Source organism: Pseudomonas sp. B21128, from assembly GCF_044218865.1.
Lineage (GTDB): Bacteria > Pseudomonadota > Gammaproteobacteria > Pseudomonadales > Pseudomonadaceae > Aquipseudomonas > Aquipseudomonas iridis.
The window spans coordinates 1,384,893-1,408,863 of the sequence record NZ_CP162590.1 but is presented as its reverse complement, the minus strand read 5'-3'; the positions used below and the strand labels follow the sequence as shown (position 1 = coordinate 1,408,863).

Below are 23,971 nucleotides of genomic sequence, written 5' to 3'. Positions count from 1 at the left end.
ACTCAGTCGATCCCTTCCCGAGCAAGCTCGCTCCCACAGGGATCACTCTGAACCTGTGGGAGCGAGCTTGCTCGCGAGGGCGTCAGATCAGACACCCCACCATCATTGCTTGCCCAACGCAAAGTTGGGCATCGCTCCCAGCGGCTGGTTGAACTGATAGGGAATCGACACCAGCCCCGCGCCGCTGTTGCGCTGCACCACAAAGTGCAGGTGCGGGCCACTGCTGTTGCCGGTGTTGCCCGACAGCGCCAACGGACTGCCCACCGTCACCCGCTGCCCTTCGCGCACACTCACCGACCCTTGCTTGAGATGCAGGTACACGCCCATCGTGCCGTCGTCGTGCAGCACCCGCACGAAATTGCCGGACGCATCATTGCCGCGCCCACTCTGCGAATTCTCGGTCTTTACCACCACCCCGGCCCGCGCCGCGATGATCGGCGTGCCGACCGGCATGGCGATGTCCATCGCGTATTTGTTCTTCGGTCCATAGTGGCTGTATTGGCCGTTGGCACCCTGACTCAAGCGGAACGGCCCACCACGCCACGGCAGCGGGTAACGGTAGCCCTGCGCCGTTCCGGCAGGATCGCCGAGGGAATAGTGAAACTGCGGCGAATACACCAGTGGCTGGCCGCCGGACACCGCTTTGAGCAGCGCCAACCGCGTATTGCTGCGCGCCGGCAACACCCGGCGAATGGTTTGAGCCGGCGCGCCACGCACGTTGCTCAGCCCTGTAAACGCCAGCGCTATCTCAACCGGCGCATACAGGTCGTTGCGTACGAACACCACGTCGGCGCCTTTCTGTTTCTTGATGTCGAGGTAGACCTGGCGCTCGAGGCGCTCGACCATTCGGTCCTGAAACACGAACACCTTCGCACCTTTGCTCGGACGGTCGCTGTACGAGACCACGCCGTTGGCATCGGTGGATTTGTAGATGGTCATCGCCACAGCCAGGTTGGAGGCCATGACCAAACCACAGAAAAACAGCAGTCGCGCGAGCATGGGCAAGAGTCTGTCGAAGTAAGGCCTGGGAAAGAGCCTAGCAGGTGAGACAGACCAGGGTAGTCGGCAGATGTTTCAAATTGGGCATTGCGGGAGATGAGGGGTGCAGTGTTGGCCTCTTCGCGAGCAAGCTCGCTCCCACAGGTTCGGCGTGATCCATGTGGGAACGAGCTTGCTCGCGAAGACGGTCTGGCAGGCGCTGAAGATCAGGCGCCCGGAACGAAGTGCTTCTGCGCCGTGCCGCGGGCGATCAGGCGGGAGATGTAGTCGAGTTTCTGCGCGTCCTGGTCGACGAAGCGGAACGTGAGTTGCAGCCATTCGCTATCAGGTTTTTGCTCAAACGCAACGATGGCGTGCAGATAGCCATTGAGGCGAGCGATTTCGGCGTTGTCACCCTGCTCCAGGTCGAGCACAGCGCTGTCGAGGATCTGCGGCAGGGTGTCGGTGCGTTTCACCACCAGCAGCGCTTCCTTGATGCTCAGGGCCTTGATCACGCACTGCTGCGTGCCGCTCGGCAGGCGCAATTGGCCCTGACCGCGACCGCTGGCAGGCGAGGACGCAGCCGCAGGTGCCTTGACCGGTGGGCTGTTGAGCAAGCCACGGGACGCGGCTGCCGCCGGTGCAGGCGCTGCGGCGACGGGTTTGGCAAACGGATTGACCGCCGCCGCAGCCGGGGCGCCGCCACCAATGACCGCTGCCTTGCCGCCGGTCAAGGCACTCAGGGAGTCGTTGCCGAACGCCGAGTTCATCTTGGTCGGGGCGCTGTTCATCAGGGTGTCGAGCTTGCCGACCTTGTTCAGCGCCTGCTTGACCTTGGTCAGCAGTTGTTCGTTGGTGAACGGCTTGCTGACGTAGCCGGAAACGCCGGCCTGGATTGCCTGCACGACGTTTTCCTTGTCGCCACGGCTGGTGACCATGACAAACGGCATGGTCTTGAGATTGTCCTGCTCGCGGCACCAGGTCAGCAGTTCCAGACCCGACATTTCCGGCATTTCCCAGTCGCACAGGACCAGGTCGAAGGCTTCACGGGCCAGCATGGCCTGGGCCTTTTTGCCGTTGATGGCGTCCTCGGTGCGGATCCCCGGGAAATAATTACGCAGGCACTTTTTCACCAGGTCACGAATGAACGAAGCATCGTCCACAACCAACACACTGATCTTGCTCATCCAACACCCCTATTAAAATCCCGGCAAGCATAACGCTGGCTGATGGCACATTGCCAAAACTCTTCAGTCACGCCGGGACTTTTCGTTCGCGGGTGCTGCTTTTTAATTCGATTGATTCAGAAGCACCGGAAACAAAAACGCCCGGCCAAAGGGCCGGGCGCTTTTCTCAGGCAATCTTACTTATCGTCAGCAACGCCCGGAACATTAGCGGTTTCGCCGCTTGTGCCTTGAACTTCTTCCTTCATGCGCTTGAGGCCCATGTGGCGCACGTCGGTGCCGCGCACCAGATAGATCACCAACTCGGAGATATTGCGCGCGTGGTCGCCGATGCGCTCCAGCGAACGCAGCACCCAGATGATGCTCAAGACGCGCGAGATAGAGCGCGGGTCTTCCATCATGTAGGTCGCCAGTTCACGCAGGGCAGTCTTGTACTCGCGGTCGATGATTTTGTCGTATTGCGCCACCGACAAGGCCAGATCGGCGTCGAAACGGGCAAACGCGTCCAACGCATCGCGGACCATGTTGCGCACCTGGTCGCCGATGTGGCGAACCTCGACGTAACCGCGCGGGGCTTCGCCTTCTTCGCACAACTGGATAGCGCGGCGAGCGATCTTGGTGGCTTCGTCGCCGATGCGCTCCAGGTCGATCACGGACTTGGAGATGCTGATGATCAGACGCAGGTCGGACGCCGCCGGCTGACGACGGGCCAGAATGCGCAGGCATTCTTCGTCGATGTTGCGTTCCATCTGGTTGATCTGGTCGTCAATCTCGCGCACTTGCTGAGCCAGGCCGGAGTCAGCCTCGATCAATGCCGTGACCGCGTCGTTGACCTGCTTCTCGACCAGTCCGCCCATGGCCAGGAGGTGGCTGCGCACTTCCTCAAGCTCAGCGTTGAACTGCGCGGAAATGTGATGGGTAAGGCCTTCTTTACTAATCATGTTGGCGTCCTTGGAGCGTCCGGTAAGGTGCGGCGGGCCGCAGCGTCAATTCTGTGAGTAACCCGCAACTGTCAGCCGTAACGACCGGTGATGTAGTCTTCGGTCTGCTTCTTGGCCGGATTGGTGAACAGCGTATCGGTATCGCCAAATTCCACCAGTTTGCCCATGTACATGAACGCCGTGTAGTCGGACACCCGTGCGGCTTGCTGCATGTTGTGGGTCACGATGACGATGGTGAACTTGGACTTCAGTTCGTAGATCAGCTCTTCGACTTTCAGCGTCGAGATCGGGTCGAGTGCCGAGCACGGCTCGTCGAGCAGCAGGACTTCCGGTTCAACCGCGATGGTGCGTGCGATCACCAGACGTTGCTGCTGACCACCGGACAGGCCGAGTGCCGACTCGTGCAGACGATCTTTTACTTCGTCCCACAGCGCCGCGCCTTTGAGGGCCCACTCAACGGCTTCGTCGAGGATGCGCTTCTTGTTGATGCCCTGGATGCGCAGACCGTAAACCACGTTTTCGTAGATGGTTTTCGGGAACGGGTTCGGCTTCTGGAACACCATGCCGACGCGACGACGCAGTTCGGCCACATCTTCGCCCTTGCGATAGATGTTGTTGCCGTACAGGTTGATCGCGCCTTCAACACGGCAACCGTCAACCAGGTCGTTCATGCGGTTGAAGGTCCGTAGCAGCGTGGATTTGCCGCAGCCGGACGGGCCGATGAACGCGGTCACGCGCTGTTTCGGAATATTCATACTGACGTCGAACAGCGCTTGCTTCTCGCCGTAGTACAGGCTCAGGCCCGGCACTTCGATGGCAACGGTTTCCTGCTCGAGGTTCAGGCTCTGCTTGTCGCGGCCCAGGGCAGACATGTTGATGCCGTGGGTATGCGTTTCGTGCTGCATGGGATATCCCCTGTGCTAACAAATTCGGTTCTATGAACCACTGGCATAGCCAATGGGTTACTCAAAATCTATGGCTGCGCCGATCCTTGTGGGAGCTGGCTTGCCAGCGATGCAGGCAACTCGGTCTGCCAGTTACACCCTGGTGTTGCCATCGCTGGCAAGCCAGCTCCCACAGGGTTTTTCTTAACTGTCCAAAGCTTTGTATTTTTCACGCAGGTGGTTACGGATATACACCGCCGACAGGTTCAACGTCGCGATCACCAACACCAGCAACAGCGCCGTGGCATATACCAGCGGGCGTGCCGCTTCGACGTTCGGGCTCTGGAAGCCGACGTCATAGATATGGAAGCCCAGGTGCATGATCTTCTGGTCCAGGTGCAGGTATGGATAGTTGCCATCCACCGGCAGCGAAGGCGCCAGTTTCACCACACCCACCAGCATCAGCGGCGCCACTTCACCGGCGGCACGGGCCACCGCGAGGATCATGCCGGTCATCATCGCCGGACTGGCCATCGGGATGACGATCTTCCACAAGGTCTCAGCCTTGGTGGCACCGAGGGCCAACGAGCCTTCACGCACGGTGCGAGGAATCCGCGCCAGGCCTTCTTCAGTGGCCACGATCACCACTGGCACCGCCAGCAGCGCCAGCGTCAGCGAAGCCCAGAGCAGACCCGGTGTACCGAAGGTCGGTGCCGGCAACGCTTCCGGGAAGAACAAGCGGTCAACCGAACCACCCAACACATAAACGAAGAAGCCCAGGCCAAACACGCCGTAAACGATTGCCGGAACACCCGCGAGGTTGTTCACCGCGATCCGGATGATCCGCGTCAGGGTGTTCTGCTTGGCGTATTCACGCAGGTACACCGCCGCCAGCACGCCGAACGGAGTCACGATCATCGCCATGATCAGCGTCATCATCACGGTGCCGAAAATCGCCGGGAAGATCCCGCCCTCGGTGTTCGCTTCACGCGGGTCGTCCGAGAGGAACTCCCAGATCTTGCTGAAGTAGAAACCGACCTTGGTCAGAGTGCTCATCGCGTTCGGCTGGTAGGCGTGAACCACTTTGCCCAGATCGATTTGAATCTCTTTGCCGTTGGCATCGCGAGCGGTCAATGCGTCGCGGTTGAACTGCGCATGCAGGTCAGCCAGACGCGCTTCGATGTCTTGATAGCGGGCATTGAGTTCGGCACGCTCGGATTCCATGTCGGCTTGCGCGGCGGCGTCGAACTTGCCTTCGAGCTCCAGTTTGCGACTGTGCAGACGGATGCGCTCCAGCCCTGCGTTGATCGCGCCGATGTCGGATTTTTCCAGCGATTTCAGTTGCGCGGCCAGACCATTGACGCGGTCGATCCGCGCTTGCAGTTCAGGCCAGGCCGCTTCACCTTCAGCGATGACCTTACCGTCCTGTTTGACGTTGACCAGGTAGCCGTAGAAATTGCCCCACTCGCGACGTTCGATCGCCATCAACTCTGGCGGCGTGGTCTGGTTGGTCAGCCACTCGCCGACGATCCAGGTGAAGTCGTTGCCGTTCAGGTCACGGTTGCCGACTTTGATCAGCTCGCGCGTCATGAATTCCGGGCCAGCGTCCGGCACCGGCAAACCGGCGCTCTTCAGACGGGCACGGGGCACTTCTTCTTTCTGCACCACTTCGCCGACCACAAGGTGCTGGGCCTGGCCCGGCACGTCATAGCTGGCGTGGATCAGATCCGCCGGCCAGAAGTGACCCAGACCGCGCACGGCAATCACCGCCAGCAGGCCAATGGTCATGATGACCGCGATGGACACCGCGCCACCGCTGATCCAGACGCCTGGGGCGCCGCTCTTGAACCATCCTTTCAGGGAGTTCTGTTTCACAGACTTCTACCTTTGCTTAAAGCGACGAGTATTTCTTGCGCAGACGCTGACGAATCAGTTCTGCCAGGGTGTTCATGACGAAGGTGAACAACAGCAGCACCAGCGCCGAGAGGAACAGCACGCGGTAGTGGCTGCCGCCGACTTCCGACTCAGGCATTTCCACCGCGACGTTGGCAGCCAGGGTGCGCAGGCCTTCGAACAGGTTCATTTCCATGACCGGGGTGTTACCGGTGGCCATCAGCACGATCATCGTTTCACCGACCGCACGGCCCATGCCGATCATCAGTGCCGAGAAGATGCCCGGGCTGGCGGTGAGGATCACCACGCGGGTCATCGTCTGCCACGGCGTGGCACCGAGGGCCAGCGAGCCGAGCGTCAGACCACGGGGCACGCTGAACACGGCGTCTTCGGCGATCGAGTAGATGTTCGGAATCACCGCAAAACCCATGGCCAGGCCAACTACCAGAGCGTTGCGCTGGTCGTAGGTGATGCCCAGATCGTGGGAGATCCACATGCGCATGTCGCCGCCGAAGAACCAGTTCTCCATGAACGGGCTCATGTACAGCGACAGCCAGCCCACAAACAGGATCACCGGAATCAGCAGCGCACTTTCCCAGCCATCCGGAACTCTCAGGCGGATCGACTCAGGCAGACGGCTGAAGGTGAAACCGGCGACCAGAATGCCGATCGGCAACAACATCAGCAGGCTGAAGATGCCCGGCAAATGTCCTTCCACATAAGGGGCGAGAAACAGACCGGCGAAGAAACCGAGGATCACCGTCGGCATCGCTTCCATCAGCTCGATGACCGGTTTGACCTTGCGGCGCATGCCCGGCGCCATGAAGTACGCGGTGTAGATCGCGGCGGCAACCGCCAGCGGCGCCGCCAACAGCATCGCGTAGAACGCGGCTTTCAGGGTGCCGAAGGTCAGTGGCGACAGGCTCAGTTTCGGTTCGAAATCGGTGTTGGCCGCAGTCGATTGCCAGACGTATTTAGGCTCGTCGTAGTTCTCGTACCAGACCTTGCTCCACAGCGCGCTCCAGGACACTTCCGGGTGCGGGTTGTCGAGCAGCAGCGGTTGCAGCTTGCCGCCGGCTTCGACGATGACGCGGTTGGCGCGTGGCGACAGACCGAACAGGCCCTGGCCTTCAACAACCTGATCGACCAGCAAGGTGCGGTGCGCGGTGCTGTGGAACACGCCGAGCTTGCCGTCGGCATCCAGCGCGAGGAAGCCTTTGCGGCGCTCTTCGGCGGTGATCTCAATGATGGGTGCCTTGCCCATCTGGAACGTACGAATCTGCTTCAGGCGCTGCTCGCCATCGGGGTCGCGGGCCATGAACCACTGGGCCAGACCACCTTTGGAGTCACCGATGATCAGCGAGATACCGCCGACCAGTTGCGTGGTCGCGGTGACTTCAGCGTCAGCGTTTTCGAGCAATTTGTAGCGACCGTTGAGGCTCTTGTCGCGCAGGCTGAACACGTCGGCCTGGGCACGACCGTTGACCACATACAGCCATTGCTGGCGCGGGTCGACGAAGATGTTTTTCACCGGCTCGGTCATCTGCGGCAGATCAATACGCTTCTGCTCGTTGGTGACTTCGCCAGTCATCATGTTTTCTTCGCTGGTCAGCGACAACACATTGAGTTGCGAACCGGTCGAGCCCACCAGCATCAGGGTCGAATCAGTGGCATTGAGGCTGACGTGCTCCAGCGCACCGCCGCTTTCGTTCAACGTGATCGGCGTGTTGCCGTACGGATACTCGATAGCCGGGCTGATGGTTTTCTTGCTGTCGGGGTAGCTGACTTTATAGGTGTGACGGAACACCAGTGCCTGACCGTTGGACAAGCCTACGGCCACGAGCGGATGACCTGGCTGGTCTTTACCTATGGAGGTCACGGTTGCGCCTGCCGGCAACGGCAGATCGACGCGACTCAGTTCAGCACCACTGTCGATATCGAAGAACAGCGCCTGGCCCTTGTCGGAAACGCGCATGGCCACCTGATTCTGCTCTTCGAGCGAAATCATCAGCGGCTTGCCGGCGTCCTGCATCCAGGCCGGGGTGATGGCATCATTCACGGTCAGATCGGCACCCTTGAACAGCGGCGCGACGACATAGGCGAGGAAGAAAAAGATCAGGGTGATGGCTACCAGCACCGCGAGGCCGCCAACGAGGACGTACCAGCGGGTGAAGCGATCCTTGAGCGCGCGAATGCGGCGCTTGCGTTGCAGCTCAGGCGTATTGAAGTCAATGCGCTTGGGAGGATTTGTAGTCATGTTGGAATTGGCCAGATCATTCATGCGCTCACCCTAGCGATCCTGTATGACAGAAAGATGACAGTGCAGTGACGCAGCAAATCCACCGCCAACGGAGCTGGCAGAGGATCGAAAATTTGAGAGGTGTATAAAAGGCCGCTCTGCGGGCAGATCCGGCCTTTCACCTGAGTCCGAAGGGGTTCACCCCGGACTCAATTTGTTACTTCTTGGCGACAGCGCCGCCTTCTTGCAGACCCAGATCAGCCAGTGCTTTTGCAGCAACCTTGGCCGGCAGTGGGATGTAGCCGTCTTTCACAACCACTTCCTGACCCTGTTTGGACAGAATCAGTTTCACGAACTCGGCTTCCAGCGGGGCCAGAGGCTTGTTCGGGGCCTTGTTGACGTAAACGTAGAGGAAGCGCGACAGCGGGTACTTGCCGTTCAGGGCGTTTTCTTCGGTGTCTTCGATGAAGTCGGTGCTGCCTTTCTTGGCCAGAGCTACCGTTTTCACGCTTGCGGTTTTGTAGCCGATGCCCGAGTAACCCACGCCGTTCAGCGAGGAGCTGATCGACTGCACGACCGAAGCCGAACCTGGTTGTTCGTTGACGTTTGGCTTGAAGTCGCCTTTGCACAAGGCTTCTTCTTTGAAGTAGCCATAGGTGCCCGATACCGAGTTACGACCGAACAGCTGAACCGGCTTGTTCGCCAGGTCGCCAGTCACACCCAGGTCACCCCAGGTTTTCACGTCGGTTTTAGCACCGCACAGGCGAGTGGACGAGAAGATCGCGTCGACTTGCTCCATGGTCAGACCCTTGATCGGGTTGTCCTTGTGTACGAATACAGCCAGGGCGTCCACGGCAACCGGGATAGCGGTTGGCTTGTAGCCATATTTGGTTTCGAAGGCTTGCAGCTCGTTGTCCTTCATCTTGCGGCTCATCGGGCCCAGGTTAGCGGTGCCTTCAGTCAGCGCAGGTGGCGCGGTCGAAGAACCGGCGGCCTGAATCTGGATGTTTACGTTCGGGTATTCTTTTTTGTAGTTCTCAGCCCACAGGGTCATGAGATTGGCCAGGGTATCGGAGCCGACGCTGGACAGGTTGCCCGACACACCGGTGGTCTTGGTGTAGCTCGGGATAGCAGGGTCAACAGCGGCAACCGCGTTGGCAGTCGCAACGCCAGCAGCGACAAAAGTCATTGCCGCCATCAAACGCTTCAGTTTCATGCCTTACTCCTAGCAGATAGGGTGTGTTAAGTCGGGGCCAAGTATCAGCAGGCCGTGTGAACACTCTATGGCTGAAATATGACAATTGGATGAAAGGCCAGCATTCGGGTTTTAAAAGATGATTCACCGAGATGCGGGAACAGCACAGAACCACTGTGGGAGCGAGCTTGCTCGCGAATGCGGTTAATCAGACACTAACGATGATGACTGATCCGACACCTTCGCGAGCAAGCTCGCTCCCACAGGTGATGGGATTTAGCGCCCCTTCTTCCAGAGCCACGCCCCCACCAGAATCCCCATCGCGCAGAGCACCGCCACATAGTAGGCAGGCCCCATCGGGCTTTCTTTCAGCAGCAGGCTGACGATCATCGGCGTCAGGCCACCGAAGATTGCGTACGCCACGTTGTAGGAAAACGACAAGCCACTGAAGCGCACCACCGGCGGGAACGCCTTGACCATCACATACGGTACCGCACCGATGGTGCCGACCAGCAAACCGGTCAGGGCATACAGCGGGAACAACCAGTTCGGGTGATCGGCGAGGCTGTGATAGAAGGTCCAGGAGCTGATCAGCAGGCCCAGGCAACCGAACACGAATACGCGCCCGGCGCCAAAGCGATCCGCCAGCGCACCGGCAATGATGCAGCCAAAACTCAGAAATACGATCGCCAGGCTGTTGGATTGCAGCGCGGTGGTGGGCGAGAAGTGATAGACCGTTTGCAGCACGGTCGGGGTCATCAGGATCACCACGACAATGCCGGCAGACAGCAACCAGGTCAGCAACATCGAGATCGCGATCGCCCCGCGATGATCACGTAGCACCGCGCGCAGCGGCACTTCTTCGGCCAGCGCCTTGCGCAGTTGCAGCTCGGCAAATACCGGGGTTTCGTGCAGCCAGCGGCGCAGGTAAACCGAGAACAGGCCAAACACGCCGCCGAGCAGGAACGGAATCCGCCAGGCGTAATCGGAAACTTCGGTCGGCGTATAGAGGCTGTTGATCGCCGTGGCGACCAGCGAGCCGAGCAGGATACCGGCGGTCAGGCCGCTGGTGAGGGTGCCACAGGCGTAACCCATGTACTTTTGCGGCACGTGTTCGGAAACGAAGACCCACGCTCCCGGCACTTCACCGCCAATCGCCGCGCCTTGAATCACGCGCATCAATAGAAGAAGGATCGGCGCCCACATGCCAATCTGCGCATACGTCGGCAGCAAACCCATGATCAGGGTCGGCACGGCCATCATGAAGATGCTCAGGGTGAACATCTTTTTGCGCCCCAGCAGATCGCCGAAATGCGCCATGACGATGCCGCCCAGCGGACGCGCGAGATAACCGGCGGCGAAGATGCCGAAGGTCTGCATCATGCGCAGCCACTCGGGCATGTCGGCCGGGAAGAACAGTTTGCCGACTACGGTGGCGAAGAATACGAAGATGATGAAATCGTAGAATTCCAGCGCGCCCCCCAGGGCGGACAGCGACAGGGTCTTGTAGTCATTGCGGGTCAACGGTCGTGCGGGTTGCTCGGGCTGCGCGAGGCTCGAAGGCGCTGTGGTCATGGCAAGGGCTTCTCTTATAGTCGGATCTGCCGCCACAACAACGCTGGCGGTGGCTTGGGCAGGTTCGGCACCATAGCAAATTGTTCGAAAAAGCACATAGAGCCGCGTATTTGACAGTCGAAATCAGAACCGGACGGTCGTCGTGGAGTCTACCGACCGATATACTCGCAACCTTGCCCCGGTTTGTAGGGGGTTGCTGTGCGAAAACGTTGTTGGCCCGCCCTTTATCGGAGCAGCCGGTTTCGCAGAGTTTCCCTTTAGTTGCCTTATGGAAAACGTGACGAACGTAGTATGTTCGGTGCTGAATCGTTTTTCCCGAAGACGGCTACCACCAGCAGCACTAACAAAGAGTCACGGGTCAGAGGCCCCCCGGCATGATAGAACTCGAACAAGAAGATCCGATCCCGCAAGGCGACCTGGCCCTGCAAATCACCGCGCTTCCACGCGAAACCAACGGCTTTGGCGATATTTTCGGCGGCTGGCTGGTCGCGCAGATGGACTTGGCTGGCACCGCGATGGCCAGCCGTGTCGCCGGTGGCCGCGTGGCCACTGTCGCCATTGATCGCATGGCGTTTCTGGTGCCTGTGGCGGTCGGCGCGCAATTGTCCTTTTACACCCAGACCCTGGAAATCGGTCGCAGCTCGATCCAGATGATGGTCGAGGTGTGGAGCGACGATCCGCTGTCCAGCGAGTGGCGTAAGGTGACCGAAGCGGTGTTCGTCTTCGTCGCCATCGACGGCAGCGGCCGCACTCGTTCGGTGCCACCCCGCGCACGTTAAACCTCGCGGCCGTTTTGCGGTCGATAGTCGTCCCAAGTGTCTGATCGAGAGCTGTCCCATGACCACGCCCAACGTTGAAGCCGTGAAACTGGATGAATTGAACTGCTGGCGCATCCGCCACGGTCAGGCCGAAGTGCTGGTCGCCCAGCAAGGCGCGCACATCCTCAGTTACCAGATCGACGGCCAGCCGCCGATCATCTGGCTCAACGACAAGGCTACGTTCAAGACCGACAAGAGCATCCGTGCCGGCGTGCCGGTGTGCTGGCCGTGGTTCGGCAAGTTCGAACGCAATCCGCAGCGCGTGCAGGCGATGTACACCGGTGAGCAACCGGCCCCTGCGCACGGTCTGGTGCGAGCGATGGATTGGGAACTGGGCGGCATCGAAGCCGAGAGCAACGGGATCAAGGTCGAGTTCAAGTTGCCCTATCCCGAAGGCGGCCTGCCCGGTTGGCCGCATCAGGTGGATCTGACCCTGACCCTGCATCTGTCGGATGAACTCCAATTCAGCCTGACCAGCCATAACCGTGGCAGTGACACCGTCAGCCTGAGTCAGGCGCTGCATACCTACTTTGCTGTCAGCGACGTGCGCAATGTGCATGTCGACGGCGTGAAGGGCTTGGATTACATCGAGACGCTGGACGACTGGAAAACCCACAGCCAGCAAGGTGATCTGCATTTTGCCGGTGAAACCGACCGCATCTACCTCGATACGCCACCGCAACTGAGCATCGTCGACCCGACGTGGGAACGGCGCATCGTGCTGACCTCGACCGGCTCGCGGACGGCCGTGATCTGGAACCCGTGGATCGACCGCGCTGCGGCGCTCAGCGATATGGATAACGATGGCTGGCAGCGCATGCTGTGCATCGAGACGGCGAATGTAATGAGTGATGTGGTGACTCTGACACCGGGTGCGAGCCATACGATGGGCGTCAGCGTCACCAGCAAACCGCTCTAATCAGCACCACAATACAAAATGTGGGAGCGAGCCTGCTCGCGAAGGCGTGGTATCAGTCAACATTCAAATGTCTGACACACCGCTTTCGCGAGCAGGCTCGCTCCCACAGTTGTTTCGTGGTGTCAGAGATCAGATTCCTGCACCACCCGCACCTTGTCCGCCTCCAGCGCATACGCCGCATCGGCCAGGTCATTGCTGACCTTCTCGACCTTCAGCGTGCCGGTCACCCACAGCGGCGTATAGATGTCGTCCAGCTTCAAACCCTTCGGATACCGCACCAGCACCAGTTGATTCGGCGGTGGTGGCGGCACGTGGATGCACGCGCCCGGGTACGGCACGAGAAAGAACAGCGTACTGCGGCCCTTGGCGTCGGATTCCAGCGGCACCGGATAACCGCCGATGCGGATGTGCTTGTCGTTCATCGACGCTACGGTTTTGGTCGAGTACATGACCGCCGGCAGACCTTTGGCCTGCTTCATCCCGCCCTTCTCGGTGAAGGTGCCAGTGGCTTCCGGGGAGTTGTGGTCGATTTCAGGCATGGCCTCGAGGGCCTTTTGATCCGACTTGGGCATCAGTTCGAGCCAGTCGGTTTCCGGCAGTTCGCTGGCGTGGGCCAGGCCGCTGCCCAGCAAGAGGAGAGTCAACAGGAGACGGCGCATGAAGGAGCTCGGCAAAAAAAAGGAAGTTGAAACGCCGAGCATTCTAGCCCTCCCCGCCGCGATGGCGGAGAGGACTTTGTCGCTTTGAATCAGTTCTTTTTGATCAGGCCGTAGATCACCAGCAACACGACTGCGCCAACCAGTGCACCGAGGAAGCCTGCGCCCTCGCCCGCCTGATAAATGCCCAGAGCCTGGCCGCCATAGGTGGCCGCCAGCGAACCGCCGATACCGAGCAGGATGGTCATGATCCAGCCCATGCTGTCATCGCCCGGTTTCAGGAACCGAGCCAGCAGGCCGACGATCAAGCCGATAAAGATGGTTCCGATAATTCCCATGGCATTTCCCTCTGTGTGAATTGGCTATGCCAAAGCCTAGACAGACTTTGGCATCCTGCCATGAGAGAACGGCGGCCCCTGAATGGTTCCGCCGCTGCCACATGAAACTGTTTTACTCGGCGATCAGCGCTTCGACCTTGAGGATCTGCGCTTCAAGCGTGGCCTTGTCGGCGCAACGCAGGTTGGCGTGACCGACCTTGCGCCCGGCCTTGAAGGCCTTGCCGTAGTGGTGCAGATGGCAATCTTCGATGGCGATGACTTTCTCAACCGGCGGGACAACGCCGATAAAGTTGAGCATCGCGCTCTCGCCGACCTTGGCCGTCGAACCCAGCGGCAGACCGGCAACGGCACGCAGGTGGTTTTCGAACTGGCTGCACTCGGCGCCTTCGGTGGTCCAGTGCCCGGAGTTGTGCACGCGCGGGGCGATTTCGTTGGCCTTGAGGCCACCGTCGACTTCAAAGAACTCGAACGCCATCACGCCGACATAATCCAGCTGCTTGAGCACACGGCTGGAATAATCTTCGGCCAACGCCTGCAACGGGTGATCAGTGCTGGCGATCGACAACTTGAGGATGCCGCTGTCGTGGGTGTTGTGCACCAACGGGTAGAACTTCGTTTCACCATCGCGAGCGCGCACGGCGATCAGCGAGACTTCACCGGTGAACGGCACGAAGCCCTCCAGCAAGCAGGCAACGCTGCCGAGTTCGGCAAACGTGCCGACCACGTCTTCAGGTTTGCGCAGGACTTTCTGACCCTTGCCGTCGTAACCCAGCGTGCGGGTTTTCAGCACGGCCGGCAGACCGATTGCAGCCACGGCAGCATCCAGATCGGCTTGTGACTGAATGTCGGCAAAGGCTGGGGTCGGGATACCCAGATCCTTGAACATGCTCTTTTCGAACCAGCGGTCACGCGCGATGCGCAGGGCTTCGGCGCTTGGGTAGACCGGCACGAATTGCGAGAGAAACGCTACGGTTTCAGCCGGGACGCTTTCGAATTCGAAGGTCACCAGATCGACTTCATCGGCCAATTGGCGCAGATGGTCCTGATCGCCGTAATCGGCCCGCAGGTGTTCGCCCAGCGCAGCGGCGCAAGCGTCCGGCGCAGGATCGAGGAAAGCGAAGTTCATGCCCAGCGGGGTGCCCGCCAAGGCCAACATGCGACCCAACTGGCCGCCACCGATTACACCGATCTTCATCTCAACAACCTCAGGCAATACGTGGGTCTGGATTGTCCAGGACGCTGTCTGTCTGCTCGGCACGGAAGGTTTTCAGCACCGCGTGGAATTGCGGATGCTTGGCGCCAAGGATACTCGCCGAGAGCAGCGCTGCGTTGATCGCGCCAGCCTTGCCGATGGCCAGGGTGGCGACCGGAATGCCGGCCGGCATTTGCACGATCGACAGCAGTGAATCGACGCCCGAGAGCATGGCCGACTGCACGGGAACGCCCAGCACCGGCAGGTGGGTCTTGGCCGCACACATGCCCGGCAAGTGAGCTGCGCCACCGGCACCGGCGATAATCACCTCGATCCCGCGGCCTTCAGCCTCTTCGGCGTACTGGAACAGCAGATCCGGGGTACGGTGTGCAGAAACCACCTTGACCTCGTACGGGATGCCGAGCTTTTCCAGCATATCGGCGGTGTGGCTAAGGGTGGACCAATCGGACTTGGAGCCCATGATCACGCCAACCAGTGCACTCATCGTCGCGCCTCTTCTCTCTGGGCGCCCGCAGGCGCGTCAAAAACAACAAGCCACGCAGGTTGCGTGGCTTGATTGTACGAAAAATGGCCGGTCGTACCGGCCAAAGGCCGCGCAGTATACCGCAAAGAAAGCAATAAACAGCCCCCTGCACGACCATCTGTCATCTGCCGCAAAAGCCCGGTTTTATTGACTTGAAGGTCAGTCCAGAAACACCGCAAATCCCTTGTGGGAGCTGGCTTGCCAGCGATGACGTCGTGTCAGCAAACATTGAGGGTGACTGGCCAACCGCAATCGCTGGCAAGCCAGCTCCCACAGGGTTATTCGATGGGTTCAGGTGTTTTGTGCGGCGCCACCTTCCAGCTTGCGCCACAGCAGGCGTACGTTGGCCTTGCGCACCAGTGCGCAGCGGTACAGACGAATCTCCAGTGGCACATGCCACTGCGGACCGCCGCACACCACGAGTTCACCGCGTGCCAGTTCGGCACGCACGCTCAGTTGTGGCACCCAGGCAATGCCGAGGCCTTCCAGCGCCATGCTTTTCAGGCTGTCGGCCATGGCGGTTTCATAAATGGTGGTAAACCGCAGCTGACGCTGGCGCAGCAAACCGTTTACGGAGCGGCCGAGGAAAGCTCCGGCGCTGTAGGCGAGCAGCGGCACACTGGCTTCGCCTTCAAGATCGAACAGCGGTTTACCTTCGGCATCCGCCGCGCACACCGGCAACATTTCGGTCTGGCCCAAGTGCAGCGACGGGAAAATCTCCGGGTCCATCTGCATCGCTGCGTCCGGGTCATAGAACGCCAGCATCAGATCACACCCTCCCTCGCGCAACGCATGCACGGCGTCACCGACGTTGGTCGCCACCAACCGCGTGGCAATGTTCAGCCCTTCATTACGCAGTTGCGCGATCCAGCGCGGGAAGAAACCCAGCGCCAGGGAGTGAGCAGCTGCAACCTGCATCACTTCGCCCTGCCCGCCTTCCAGATGATGCAGGTGGCGCAGCACTTCGCCGAGCTGCTCGACCACGGTGCGCGCGGTCACCAGAAACAATTGCCCCGCCGCCGTCAGTTCGATCGGCGTGCGCGATCGATTGACCAAGGTCAGCCCCAGCGCCGCTTCGAGGCTGCGGATCCGCCGACTGAATGCCGGCTGAGTCACGAAACGTCGTTCGGCGGCCTGCGAGAAGCTGCGGGTGGCGGCCAGAGCACTGAAGTCCTCGAGCCATTTGCTTTCCAGATTCATCACGTCCTCCCGGACACGCACCAAAACAGGTCACACGTCTGCCGCGCAGGCGGCGTCACACGGGCATTATGCCGAATGTGCATAGGCCAGTGTTTAACAGCATTGGCCCAAATTCCCCCACAAGCCTAGCATTCGCAGCGTTCCGGCACAGACCGGGTCCATATCGAGATGATTTCTATCATGTCCTCCGCTGCATCTTTCCGCACAGAAAACGACCTGCTTGGCGCCCTCGAAGTACCGGCTCAAGCGTATTACGGCATCCAGACCCTGCGAGCGGTGAACAACTTCCGCCTCTCGGGCGTTCCGATTTCGCATTACCCGAAACTGGTTGTGGGTCTGGCGATGGTCAAACAGGCCGCCGCTGACGCCAACCGTGAGTTGGGTCACCTGAGCGAAGCCAAGCACGCTGCCATCAGCGAAGCCTGTGCCCGATTGATCCGCGGTGATTACCACGAAGAATTCGTGGTCGACATGATTCAGGGTGGCGCCGGTACCTCCACCAACATGAACGCCAACGAAGTGATCGCCAACATTGCTCTGGAAGCAATGGGTCACCAGAAAGGCGAGTACCAGTACCTGCACCCGAACGACGACGTGAACATGGCGCAGTCGACCAACGACGCTTACCCGACGGCCATCCGCCTGGGTCTGCTGTTGGGTCACGACACCCTGCTCGCCAGCCTCGACAGCCTGATTCAGGCATTTGCGGCCAAAGGCAAAGAATTCGATCACGTCCTGAAGATGGGCCGTACCCAGCTGCAAGACGCCGTACCGATGACCCTCGGCCAGGAATTCCGTGCGTTCGCCACCACCATGGGCGAAGACCTGGCCCGTCTGAAGACGCTGGCCCCGGAACTGCTGACTGAAGTGAACCTGGGTGGCACCGCGATCGGTACCGGCATCAACGCCGACCCGCGTTATCAGGCGCTGGCGGTACAGCGTCTGGCGCTGATCAGCGGTCAACCGCTGGTGCCCGCGGCCGACCTGATCGAAGCCACCTCCGACATGGGCGCCTTCGTGCTGTTCTCCGGCATGCTCAAACGCACCGCGGTCAAGCTGTCGAAGATCTGCAATGACCTGCGCCTGCTGTCCAGCGGTCCACGCACCGGCATCAACGAGATCAACCTGCCGGCGCGTCAGCCAGGCAGCTCGATCATGCCCGGCAAGGTCAACCCGGTGATCCCGGAAGCCGTTAACCAGGTTGCGTTCCAAGTCATCGGTAACGACCTGGCACTGACCATGGCAGCCGAAGGCGGCCAATTGCAGCTGAACGTGATGGAGCCGCTGATCGCGTTCAAGATCTTCGACTCGATCCGCCTGCTGCAACGCGCCATGGACATGCTGCGCGAGCACTGCATCGTCGGCATCACCGCCAACGAAGCGCGCTGCCGTGAACTGGTCGAGCACTCGATCGGTCTGGTCACCGCACTGAACCCGTACATCGGCTACAAAAACGCCACCCGTATCGCCGGTATCGCCCTTGAAAGCGGCCGCGGCGTGCTGGAACTGGTGCGCGAAGAAGGTCTGCTCGACGAAGCCATGCTCGCCGACATCCTGCGCCCGGAAAACATGATTGCTCCACGTCTGGTTCCGCTCAAAGCCTGAGCCGACGCGTTATTTGTAGCACCGCTCACCAGGTCGAGGGACTAGACACCTCTCACCTTTTGAGGGCTTGGGGATCCGTCCCCAGGCCCTTTTTTTTAACTATCTGACCCTGAGACCCGTATGTCTGGGGACTGAACAATGTGGGAGCGAGCCTGCTCGCGAAGGCGGCACATCCAACGCCAATGCGCCTGATACACCGCTTTCGCGAGCAGGCTCGCTTCCACAAAAAAGCAGTTCCCGCACAAACCCGGCGCCGGTAACGCCGGGTGTTTCAAAGCTTCGTTTCGTCGCTTGCACCACTACCGTGCAGACGGGCGCGCCACTGATCGGTATAGTGCCGCCCCTCTTCGCGTGAGCGGTCGTCGGTAACGAGGCCATCACCCATGCGAAACCCGAACTAATAACAAACCCGCGAAATGGATCCGGGACGAAACCTTCGCCTCACCCGTCGTGCCGTGCGCAGACCGGTGTAACACGATGTTTCTTCTATCCAGCATTTGCTTACACAAAAAACAGCGAGGAAAAATCCATGCTCGAAGTCATTAACGACTTCCTCTCAGGGAAAGTACTGATCGTGCTCATTGTCGGGCTCGGTAGCTACTTCACGATTCGCTCGCGTTTCGTTCAATTGCGGCACTTCTTCCACATGTTCGCGGTGTTCCGCGACAGCCTGAAAAGCAGCGCCGGGCAGCTCAGCTCGTTCCAGGCCCTGATGCTCAGCCTCGCCGGCCGTGTCGGTGCAGGTAACATCGCCGGTGTCGGCATCGCCGTGACCCTCGGTGGGCCAGGTGCGGTGTTCTGGATGTGGGTAACCGCACTGGTCGGCATGTCCAGCAGCTTCTTCGAGTGCTCGCTCGGCCAGCTCTACAAACGCACCGACTCTGATGGCACCTTCCGTGGCGGTCCGTCCTACTACATCCAGCACGGTTTGCAGAAACGCTGGTTGGGTATGGTCATGGCGTTCCTGTTGCTGGTGACCTTCGGTTTCGCCTTCAACGGCCTGCAAGCTCACGCCGTGACTCACTCGCTGGAAAACGCTTTCGGCCTCGACACCACTTACACCGGCCTCGGCCTGGCAGTGCTGCTGGGCCTGGTGTTCGTCGGCGGGATCAAGCGTATCGCCAAGGTCGCAGACCTGTTGGTACCGGTGAAAACCCTGGTGTACATCGGCGTGACCCTCTACGTGATCGTGCTGCAATTCGACCACGTACCCGCCATGTTGATGACCATCGTCAAAAGCGCATTCGGTCTCGACCAGGCATTCGGCGGTCTGATCGGTAGCGCCATCGTCATGGGCGTGAAGCGTGGCGTGTTCGCCAACGAAGCCGGTTTGGGCAGTGCGCCGAACGTGGCGGCTGTGGCTTCGGTCGAGCACCCGGTCGCGCAAGGCGTGGTTCAGGCGTTCAGCGTGTTCCTCGACACCTTCGTGATCTGCACCTGCACCGCGCTGCTGATCCTGCTCTCGGGCTTCTACACCCCGGGCTTCGAAGGCGATGGCATTGCCCTGACCCAGAACTCGCTGGCCGCGGTGGTGGGTGAATGGGGCCGGATGTTCATCTCGGTCGCCCTGGCGTTATTCGTGTTCACCTCGATCCTTTACAACTACTACCTGGGCGAGAGCAACCTGCGCTTCCTGATCGGTGAAAACCGCAAGGCGCTGATCGGCTACCGCGCACTGGTACTGGTGTTGATTTTCTGGGGCGCGATCGAAAACCTCAGCACCGTGTTCGCCTTCGCCGACATCACCATGACCATGCTCGCGTTCGTCAACCTGATCGCGCTGTTCCTGCTGTTCAAGATCGGCATGCGCATCCTGCGTGACTACGATGACCAGCGTGCGGCCGGCATCAAGACGCCGGTGTTCGATTCGAGCAAATTCCCGGATCTGGACCTGGATCGCAAAGCCTGGCCGGCCAACCCGCCCGCCGCAGCCGGCAAGACTGAAGTCGAGCCGCAAGGCGTCCCTGCAGCGCAACGCTGATGGGTGAATGACGGGCGCATCTCCTGCGCTCGTCAGTTACAGTTCGGAAAACTGTGAGAGCGAGCCTGCTCGCGAATGCAATCTGGCTGTTGATGCATGCATTGACTGACACACCGCTTTCGCGATCAGGCTCGCGCCCTCAGGACCTCATCCTTTCGGAGAATCCCCATGAATTCGTCGACCTATCCCGCCGCGCAAAACGTCATGGTGCTCTACACCGGTGGCACCATCGGCATGCAGGCCAGTGCAAATGGCCTGGCCCCGGCGTCCGGTTTCGAAGCGCGGATGCGCGACTATCTGCACAGCCAGCCAGACCTGGTCGTGCCGCAATGGCGCTTTCGTGAAATGTCGCCGCTGATCGACAGCGCCAACATGACCCCGGCCTATTGGCAGCAACTGCGTGAGGCAGTGGTCGATGCAGTTGATGTACAGAACTGCGACAGCGTGCTGATCCTGCATGGCACCGACACCCTGGCGTACAGCGCCGCGGCCATGAGTTTCCAGTTGCTCGGCCTGCATGCCCGGGTGTGCTTCACCGGCTCCATGCTGCCGGCCGGTGTCACCGATAGCGATGCCTGGGAAAACCTCAACGGCGCACTGGTCGCGCTCGGTCAGGGTCTGGCGCCGGGTGTACATTTGTACTTCCACGGTGAACTGCTGGCGCCGACCCGTTGCGCGAAAGTGCGCAGCTTCGGTCGTCACCCGTTCAAACGCCTGGAGCGTCAGGGCGGCGGCATGAAAGCTACTTCTGTGCCGCCAGCGTTGAATTACAACCAGCCCAAGCGACTGGCAAACGTGGCGGTACTGCCGTTGTTCCCCGGAATCGGCGCCGCGATCCTCGACGGGTTGCTCGAGAGCGGCATTCAGGGTCTGGTGCTGGAGTGCTACGGCAGCGGCACCGGCCCGAGCGACAATCCAGAGTTCCTTGCCAGCCTCAGCCGTGCGCGGGACAACGGCGTGGTGGTGGTCGCGGTGACGCAATGCCATGAGGGCGGAGTTGAACTGGATGTGTACGAGGCTGGCAGCCGCCTGCGCGGGGTTGGCGTGCTGTCCGGTGGCGGTATGACCCGTGAAGCGGCGTTCGGCAAATTGCATGGCTTGCTGGGGGCGGGTCTTGAAACGGCTGAAGTGCGGCGGCTAATGGAGCTGGATTTGTGTGGTGAGTTGGTCTGAGCAAGGCTGCAGATTTGCCCTCACCCTAACCCTCTCCCGGAGGGAGAGGGGACTGACCTTAGTGTCTTGCGCTATACGCCGACCTGGAAAAAGGTGTCGATTATGGATTCGGCATCTCGCGCTATACGCCGACCTGAAAAAGTGTCGATTAATTATGGATTCGGCAGCGCTTTTTCAGGTAGGCGTATCTCGCCAATATCCCCAGTCGGCCCCCTCTCCCTTTGGGAGAGGGCTGGGGTGAGGGGCTGCTGCGGCATATAACTTGCTGCGTTCCAGCCATCCCAAGGCTGGAAAATCTCATGCTCCACTCCCACCTCACCACCCTCAACGCGGTCTCTCTGGTGCTCAACACCTTCAGGGATCAAGGCTTGTCGAGCGAAGCATTGCTGGCCGGCAGCGGCATCAGTGCGGCGGATCTGGCCCGGGCCGACACGCGCATCACCACCAATCAGGAGATGCAGGTGTGCGCCAACGCGGTCGCGCTCAAGCACGATATCGGTCTGGAACTGGGCCGACGCATGCACGTTTCCTCCTATGGAATTCTCGGCTACGCACTGCTGACCTGTGCCACCTTCGGTGACGCTTTGCGCCTGGCGATCCGCTATCCGGCGCTGTTGGGAACACTTTTCGAGCTGAGTCTTGAGGAGGACGGCGAACGCGTCTGGTTTGTCGCCGCCGATTACCGCGAGAGCCCGGCGATGGCAGTGTTCAATGCCGAATTCTGTCTGGTTTCGCTCAAAGTCATTTGCGACGATTTACTCGGCGGTCCGCTGCCGTTGCTTGCCGTCCGTTTTCAACATGAGGCACCGGATTACCGCGAAAGCTATGCCGAGCACTTCAATGCAGCGCTGCACTTCGCCGCCAAAGACAACGCGTTCGCCTTCGACCGCCACTGGCTGGACCAGCCGCTGCCGCTGGCGGACGCCGTCACCCATCAAGCCATGGCTGAACGCTGTCGCAAGCAGAACCTCGAATTCACCGGACGTCAGGCCTGGCTGGGCCGTATCCGCCAATTGCTCAGTGCCCAGTTGAACGCCGCACCGGGACTGGAAGGTCTGGCCCAGCAAATGAAATGCTCGCCGCGCACCCTGCGCAGGCATTTGAAGGACATGGGCAGCAGCTATCAGGAACTGCTCGATGAACTGCGCTTCGAGCGAGCCAAGCAGATGCTGTGTGAGGATCAACTTCCGATCTACCGCATCGCCGAAAACCTGGGCTTTAGCGAGACCGCGAGCTTTCGCCATGCGTTTGTGCGCTGGAGTGGGGTCGCGCCGAGCCAGTTCCGACCGCATTGATATGCTCAATGTGGGATCTGGCTTGCCAGCTCCCACAGGGGTTTGTGTTTCATGTCTGTTGCTTGGATGGGCCTACTCAAGCAGGGGGCGAATAGCGGTCAGAGGTTCTGGCCATATCGATCCCCTTTTGGCCTCTTCTGCCGTTTTCCGAATCGCTGTGCGCCGCAACACTGGACGCAAACCGAATCAGCCCCTGCGGAGAACAACAAATGCTGACGATCTACTCGGATGATCACCACCTGCACCATGGCCGCTGCGAATTGATCGATGGCCAGCTCAAGCCTTGCTTCGAGATGCCCTCGCGTGCCGACCATGTGCTGCAACGCGTGCAGCACCAGCATCTGGGTCCGGTCGAGGCGCCGAAGGACTTCGGCCTCGAACCGATCGCCCGCATTCACAGCCGCGACTATCTCGAGTTCTTTAAAGGCGCGTGGGCTCGCTGGACAGAATTCAACACCGACGGCGACTTGCTGCCCTATACCTGGCCGGCCCGCACACTGCGCGCCATCAAACCGACCAGCCTGCACGGCCAACTCGGTTACTACAGCTTCGATGGCGGCGCACCGATCACCGCCGGCACCTGGCAAGCGGCGTACAGCGCGGCGCAAGTTGCACTGACCGCGCAAGCGGCGATCCAGCACGGCGCGCACAGTGCCTTCGCGTTGTGTCGCCCACCCGGACATCACGCTGCCGGCGACTTGATGGGCGGTTATTGCTACCTCAACAACGCGGCCATTGCGGCGCAGGCGTTTCTTGATCAAGGCCACAAGAAGGTCGCGATCCTCGACGTCGACTACCACCACGGCAATGGCACCCAATCGATTTTCTACGAACGCAGCGACGTGTTGTTCACCTCGATCCATGGCCATCCGGAAGCGGAGTTTCCGTTCTTCCTCGGCTACGAAGACGAGCTTGGTGAAGGCGCCGGCGAAGGCTTCAATTTCAACTATCCATTGCCCGCCGGTTCCGGCTGGGACACCTGGAGTGCGGCGCTGGATCAAGCCTGCAACGAGATCGACCGTTATGGTGCCGAGATCATCGTCGTGTCGCTGGGTGTCGATACGTTCAAAGACGATCCGATCTCGCAATTCAAGCTCGACAGCCCGGATTACCTGGCGATGGGCAAGCGGATTGCCGCGCTCGGCAAACCAACGCTGTTCGTGATGGAAGGTGGCTACGCGGTGGAAGAAATCGGCATCAACGCAGTGAATGTGCTTGAGGGCTTTGAAAGCGCTCACTGAGCAACGGCTAAACACCTCGACCCGCTCGTGCGGGTCTTTTTTTGCCCGCAACATCTATGTACCGCACACCGTCGCGACGCGAACTTTACCTTGCCCTGCTCGGCCACTTCCCCGGTGTGC

At 60.2% G+C, this 23,971-nt stretch carries 20 protein-coding genes; 7 read left to right on the top strand and 13 right to left on the bottom strand.

The features are described 5' to 3' along the window. Positions 1–102: 102 nt before the first annotated feature. From AB4P91_RS06135 to AB4P91_RS06100, 8 genes are all read right to left on the bottom strand, one after another. Positions 103–999 carry a M23 family metallopeptidase gene (locus tag AB4P91_RS06135; RefSeq protein ID WP_150595935.1) on the bottom strand — a complete coding sequence of 299 codons (897 nt, stop codon included), beginning with the start codon at positions 997–999 and terminating at the stop codon, positions 103–105. Positions 1,000–1,205: 206 nt separating this feature from the next. Further along, positions 1,206–2,165, bottom strand: coding sequence for a response regulator (locus tag AB4P91_RS06130; RefSeq protein WP_150688301.1), 960 nt, complete (start codon positions 2,163–2,165; stop codon positions 1,206–1,208). Positions 2,166–2,341: 176 nt separating this feature from the next. Then, the gene (gene phoU, locus AB4P91_RS06125) at positions 2,342–3,103 is read right to left on the bottom strand and encodes a phosphate signaling complex protein PhoU (RefSeq protein ID WP_042561816.1); all 762 of its coding nucleotides are present in this window, start codon (positions 3,101–3,103) and stop codon (positions 2,342–2,344) included. A gap of 71 nt (positions 3,104–3,174) precedes the next feature. After that, the gene (gene pstB / locus AB4P91_RS06120; protein WP_042561817.1) at positions 3,175–4,008 is read right to left on the bottom strand and encodes a phosphate ABC transporter ATP-binding protein PstB; all 834 of its coding nucleotides are present in this window, start codon (positions 4,006–4,008) and stop codon (positions 3,175–3,177) included. Positions 4,009–4,191: 183 nt separating this feature from the next. Then, positions 4,192–5,862 (bottom strand): phosphate ABC transporter permease PstA, encoded by a 1,671-nt coding sequence (gene pstA, locus AB4P91_RS06115; RefSeq protein WP_150593408.1) that lies wholly within the window; start codon positions 5,860–5,862, stop codon positions 4,192–4,194. Positions 5,863–5,878: 16 nt separating this feature from the next. After that, a complete protein-coding gene (locus AB4P91_RS06110; protein ID WP_150593407.1) occupies positions 5,879–8,161 on the bottom strand; it encodes an ABC transporter permease subunit in 2,283 nt (760 codons plus the stop codon). A gap of 175 nt (positions 8,162–8,336) precedes the next feature. Further along, entirely contained in the window at positions 8,337–9,335 is a 999-nt protein-coding gene (locus AB4P91_RS06105) for a phosphate ABC transporter substrate-binding protein PstS (RefSeq protein ID WP_042561820.1), read from the bottom strand. Positions 9,336–9,590: 255 nt separating this feature from the next. Then, complete coding sequence (locus AB4P91_RS06100; RefSeq protein ID WP_150593406.1) at positions 9,591–10,889, bottom strand: MFS transporter; 1,299 nt, start codon at positions 10,887–10,889, stop codon at positions 9,591–9,593. A 374-nt stretch (positions 10,890–11,263) separates the two neighbouring features. Here AB4P91_RS06100 and AB4P91_RS06095 point away from each other — a divergent pair, with 374 nt between their 5' ends. After that, positions 11,264–11,668 (top strand): acyl-CoA thioesterase, encoded by a 405-nt coding sequence (locus AB4P91_RS06095; protein ID WP_003229628.1) that lies wholly within the window; start codon positions 11,264–11,266, stop codon positions 11,666–11,668. A gap of 58 nt (positions 11,669–11,726) precedes the next feature. After that, positions 11,727–12,626 (top strand): D-hexose-6-phosphate mutarotase, encoded by a 900-nt coding sequence (locus AB4P91_RS06090; protein ID WP_150593405.1) that lies wholly within the window; start codon positions 11,727–11,729, stop codon positions 12,624–12,626. A gap of 122 nt (positions 12,627–12,748) precedes the next feature. Here AB4P91_RS06090 and AB4P91_RS06085 read toward each other — a convergent pair whose 3' ends face one another. From AB4P91_RS06085 to AB4P91_RS06065, 5 genes are all read right to left on the bottom strand, one after another. Further along, a complete protein-coding gene (locus AB4P91_RS06085; RefSeq protein WP_150593404.1) occupies positions 12,749–13,285 on the bottom strand; it encodes a DUF3299 domain-containing protein in 537 nt (178 codons plus the stop codon). A gap of 89 nt (positions 13,286–13,374) precedes the next feature. Continuing rightward, complete coding sequence (locus AB4P91_RS06080) at positions 13,375–13,620, bottom strand: GlsB/YeaQ/YmgE family stress response membrane protein (protein ID WP_016772475.1); 246 nt, start codon at positions 13,618–13,620, stop codon at positions 13,375–13,377. Between the two features lie 112 nt (positions 13,621–13,732). Further along, positions 13,733–14,815 (bottom strand): 5-(carboxyamino)imidazole ribonucleotide synthase, encoded by a 1,083-nt coding sequence (locus tag AB4P91_RS06075; RefSeq protein WP_115146657.1) that lies wholly within the window; start codon positions 14,813–14,815, stop codon positions 13,733–13,735. 10 nt (positions 14,816–14,825) lie between these two features. After that, on the bottom strand, positions 14,826–15,317 hold the full coding sequence (gene purE, locus AB4P91_RS06070; protein WP_007954291.1) for a 5-(carboxyamino)imidazole ribonucleotide mutase: 492 nt from the start codon (positions 15,315–15,317) through the stop codon (positions 14,826–14,828). Between the two features lie 330 nt (positions 15,318–15,647). Beyond that, positions 15,648–16,556, bottom strand: a complete 909-nt coding sequence (locus tag AB4P91_RS06065) for a LysR substrate-binding domain-containing protein (protein WP_150593402.1) — start codon at positions 16,554–16,556, stop codon at positions 15,648–15,650. Positions 16,557–16,736: 180 nt separating this feature from the next. Here AB4P91_RS06065 and aspA point away from each other — a divergent pair, with 180 nt between their 5' ends. The 5 genes from aspA (at position 16,737) to AB4P91_RS06040 (ending at position 23,851) form a co-directional block, all read left to right on the top strand. Next, positions 16,737–18,161 carry an aspartate ammonia-lyase gene (aspA, locus tag AB4P91_RS06060; RefSeq protein WP_150593401.1) on the top strand — a complete coding sequence of 475 codons (1,425 nt, stop codon included), beginning with the start codon at positions 16,737–16,739 and terminating at the stop codon, positions 18,159–18,161. A 529-nt stretch (positions 18,162–18,690) separates the two neighbouring features. Beyond that, positions 18,691–20,142 (top strand): sodium:alanine symporter family protein, encoded by a 1,452-nt coding sequence (locus AB4P91_RS06055; protein ID WP_047304238.1) that lies wholly within the window; start codon positions 18,691–18,693, stop codon positions 20,140–20,142. Between the two features lie 168 nt (positions 20,143–20,310). Continuing rightward, complete coding sequence (locus tag AB4P91_RS06050) at positions 20,311–21,315, top strand: asparaginase (protein ID WP_395604492.1); 1,005 nt, start codon at positions 20,311–20,313, stop codon at positions 21,313–21,315. A gap of 299 nt (positions 21,316–21,614) precedes the next feature. Further along, entirely contained in the window at positions 21,615–22,610 is a 996-nt protein-coding gene (locus AB4P91_RS06045) for an AraC family transcriptional regulator (protein ID WP_395604491.1), read from the top strand. 209 nt (positions 22,611–22,819) lie between these two features. Next, complete coding sequence (locus AB4P91_RS06040) at positions 22,820–23,851, top strand: histone deacetylase family protein (protein ID WP_150688297.1); 1,032 nt, start codon at positions 22,820–22,822, stop codon at positions 23,849–23,851. The last annotated feature ends 120 nt before the right edge of the window (positions 23,852–23,971 follow it).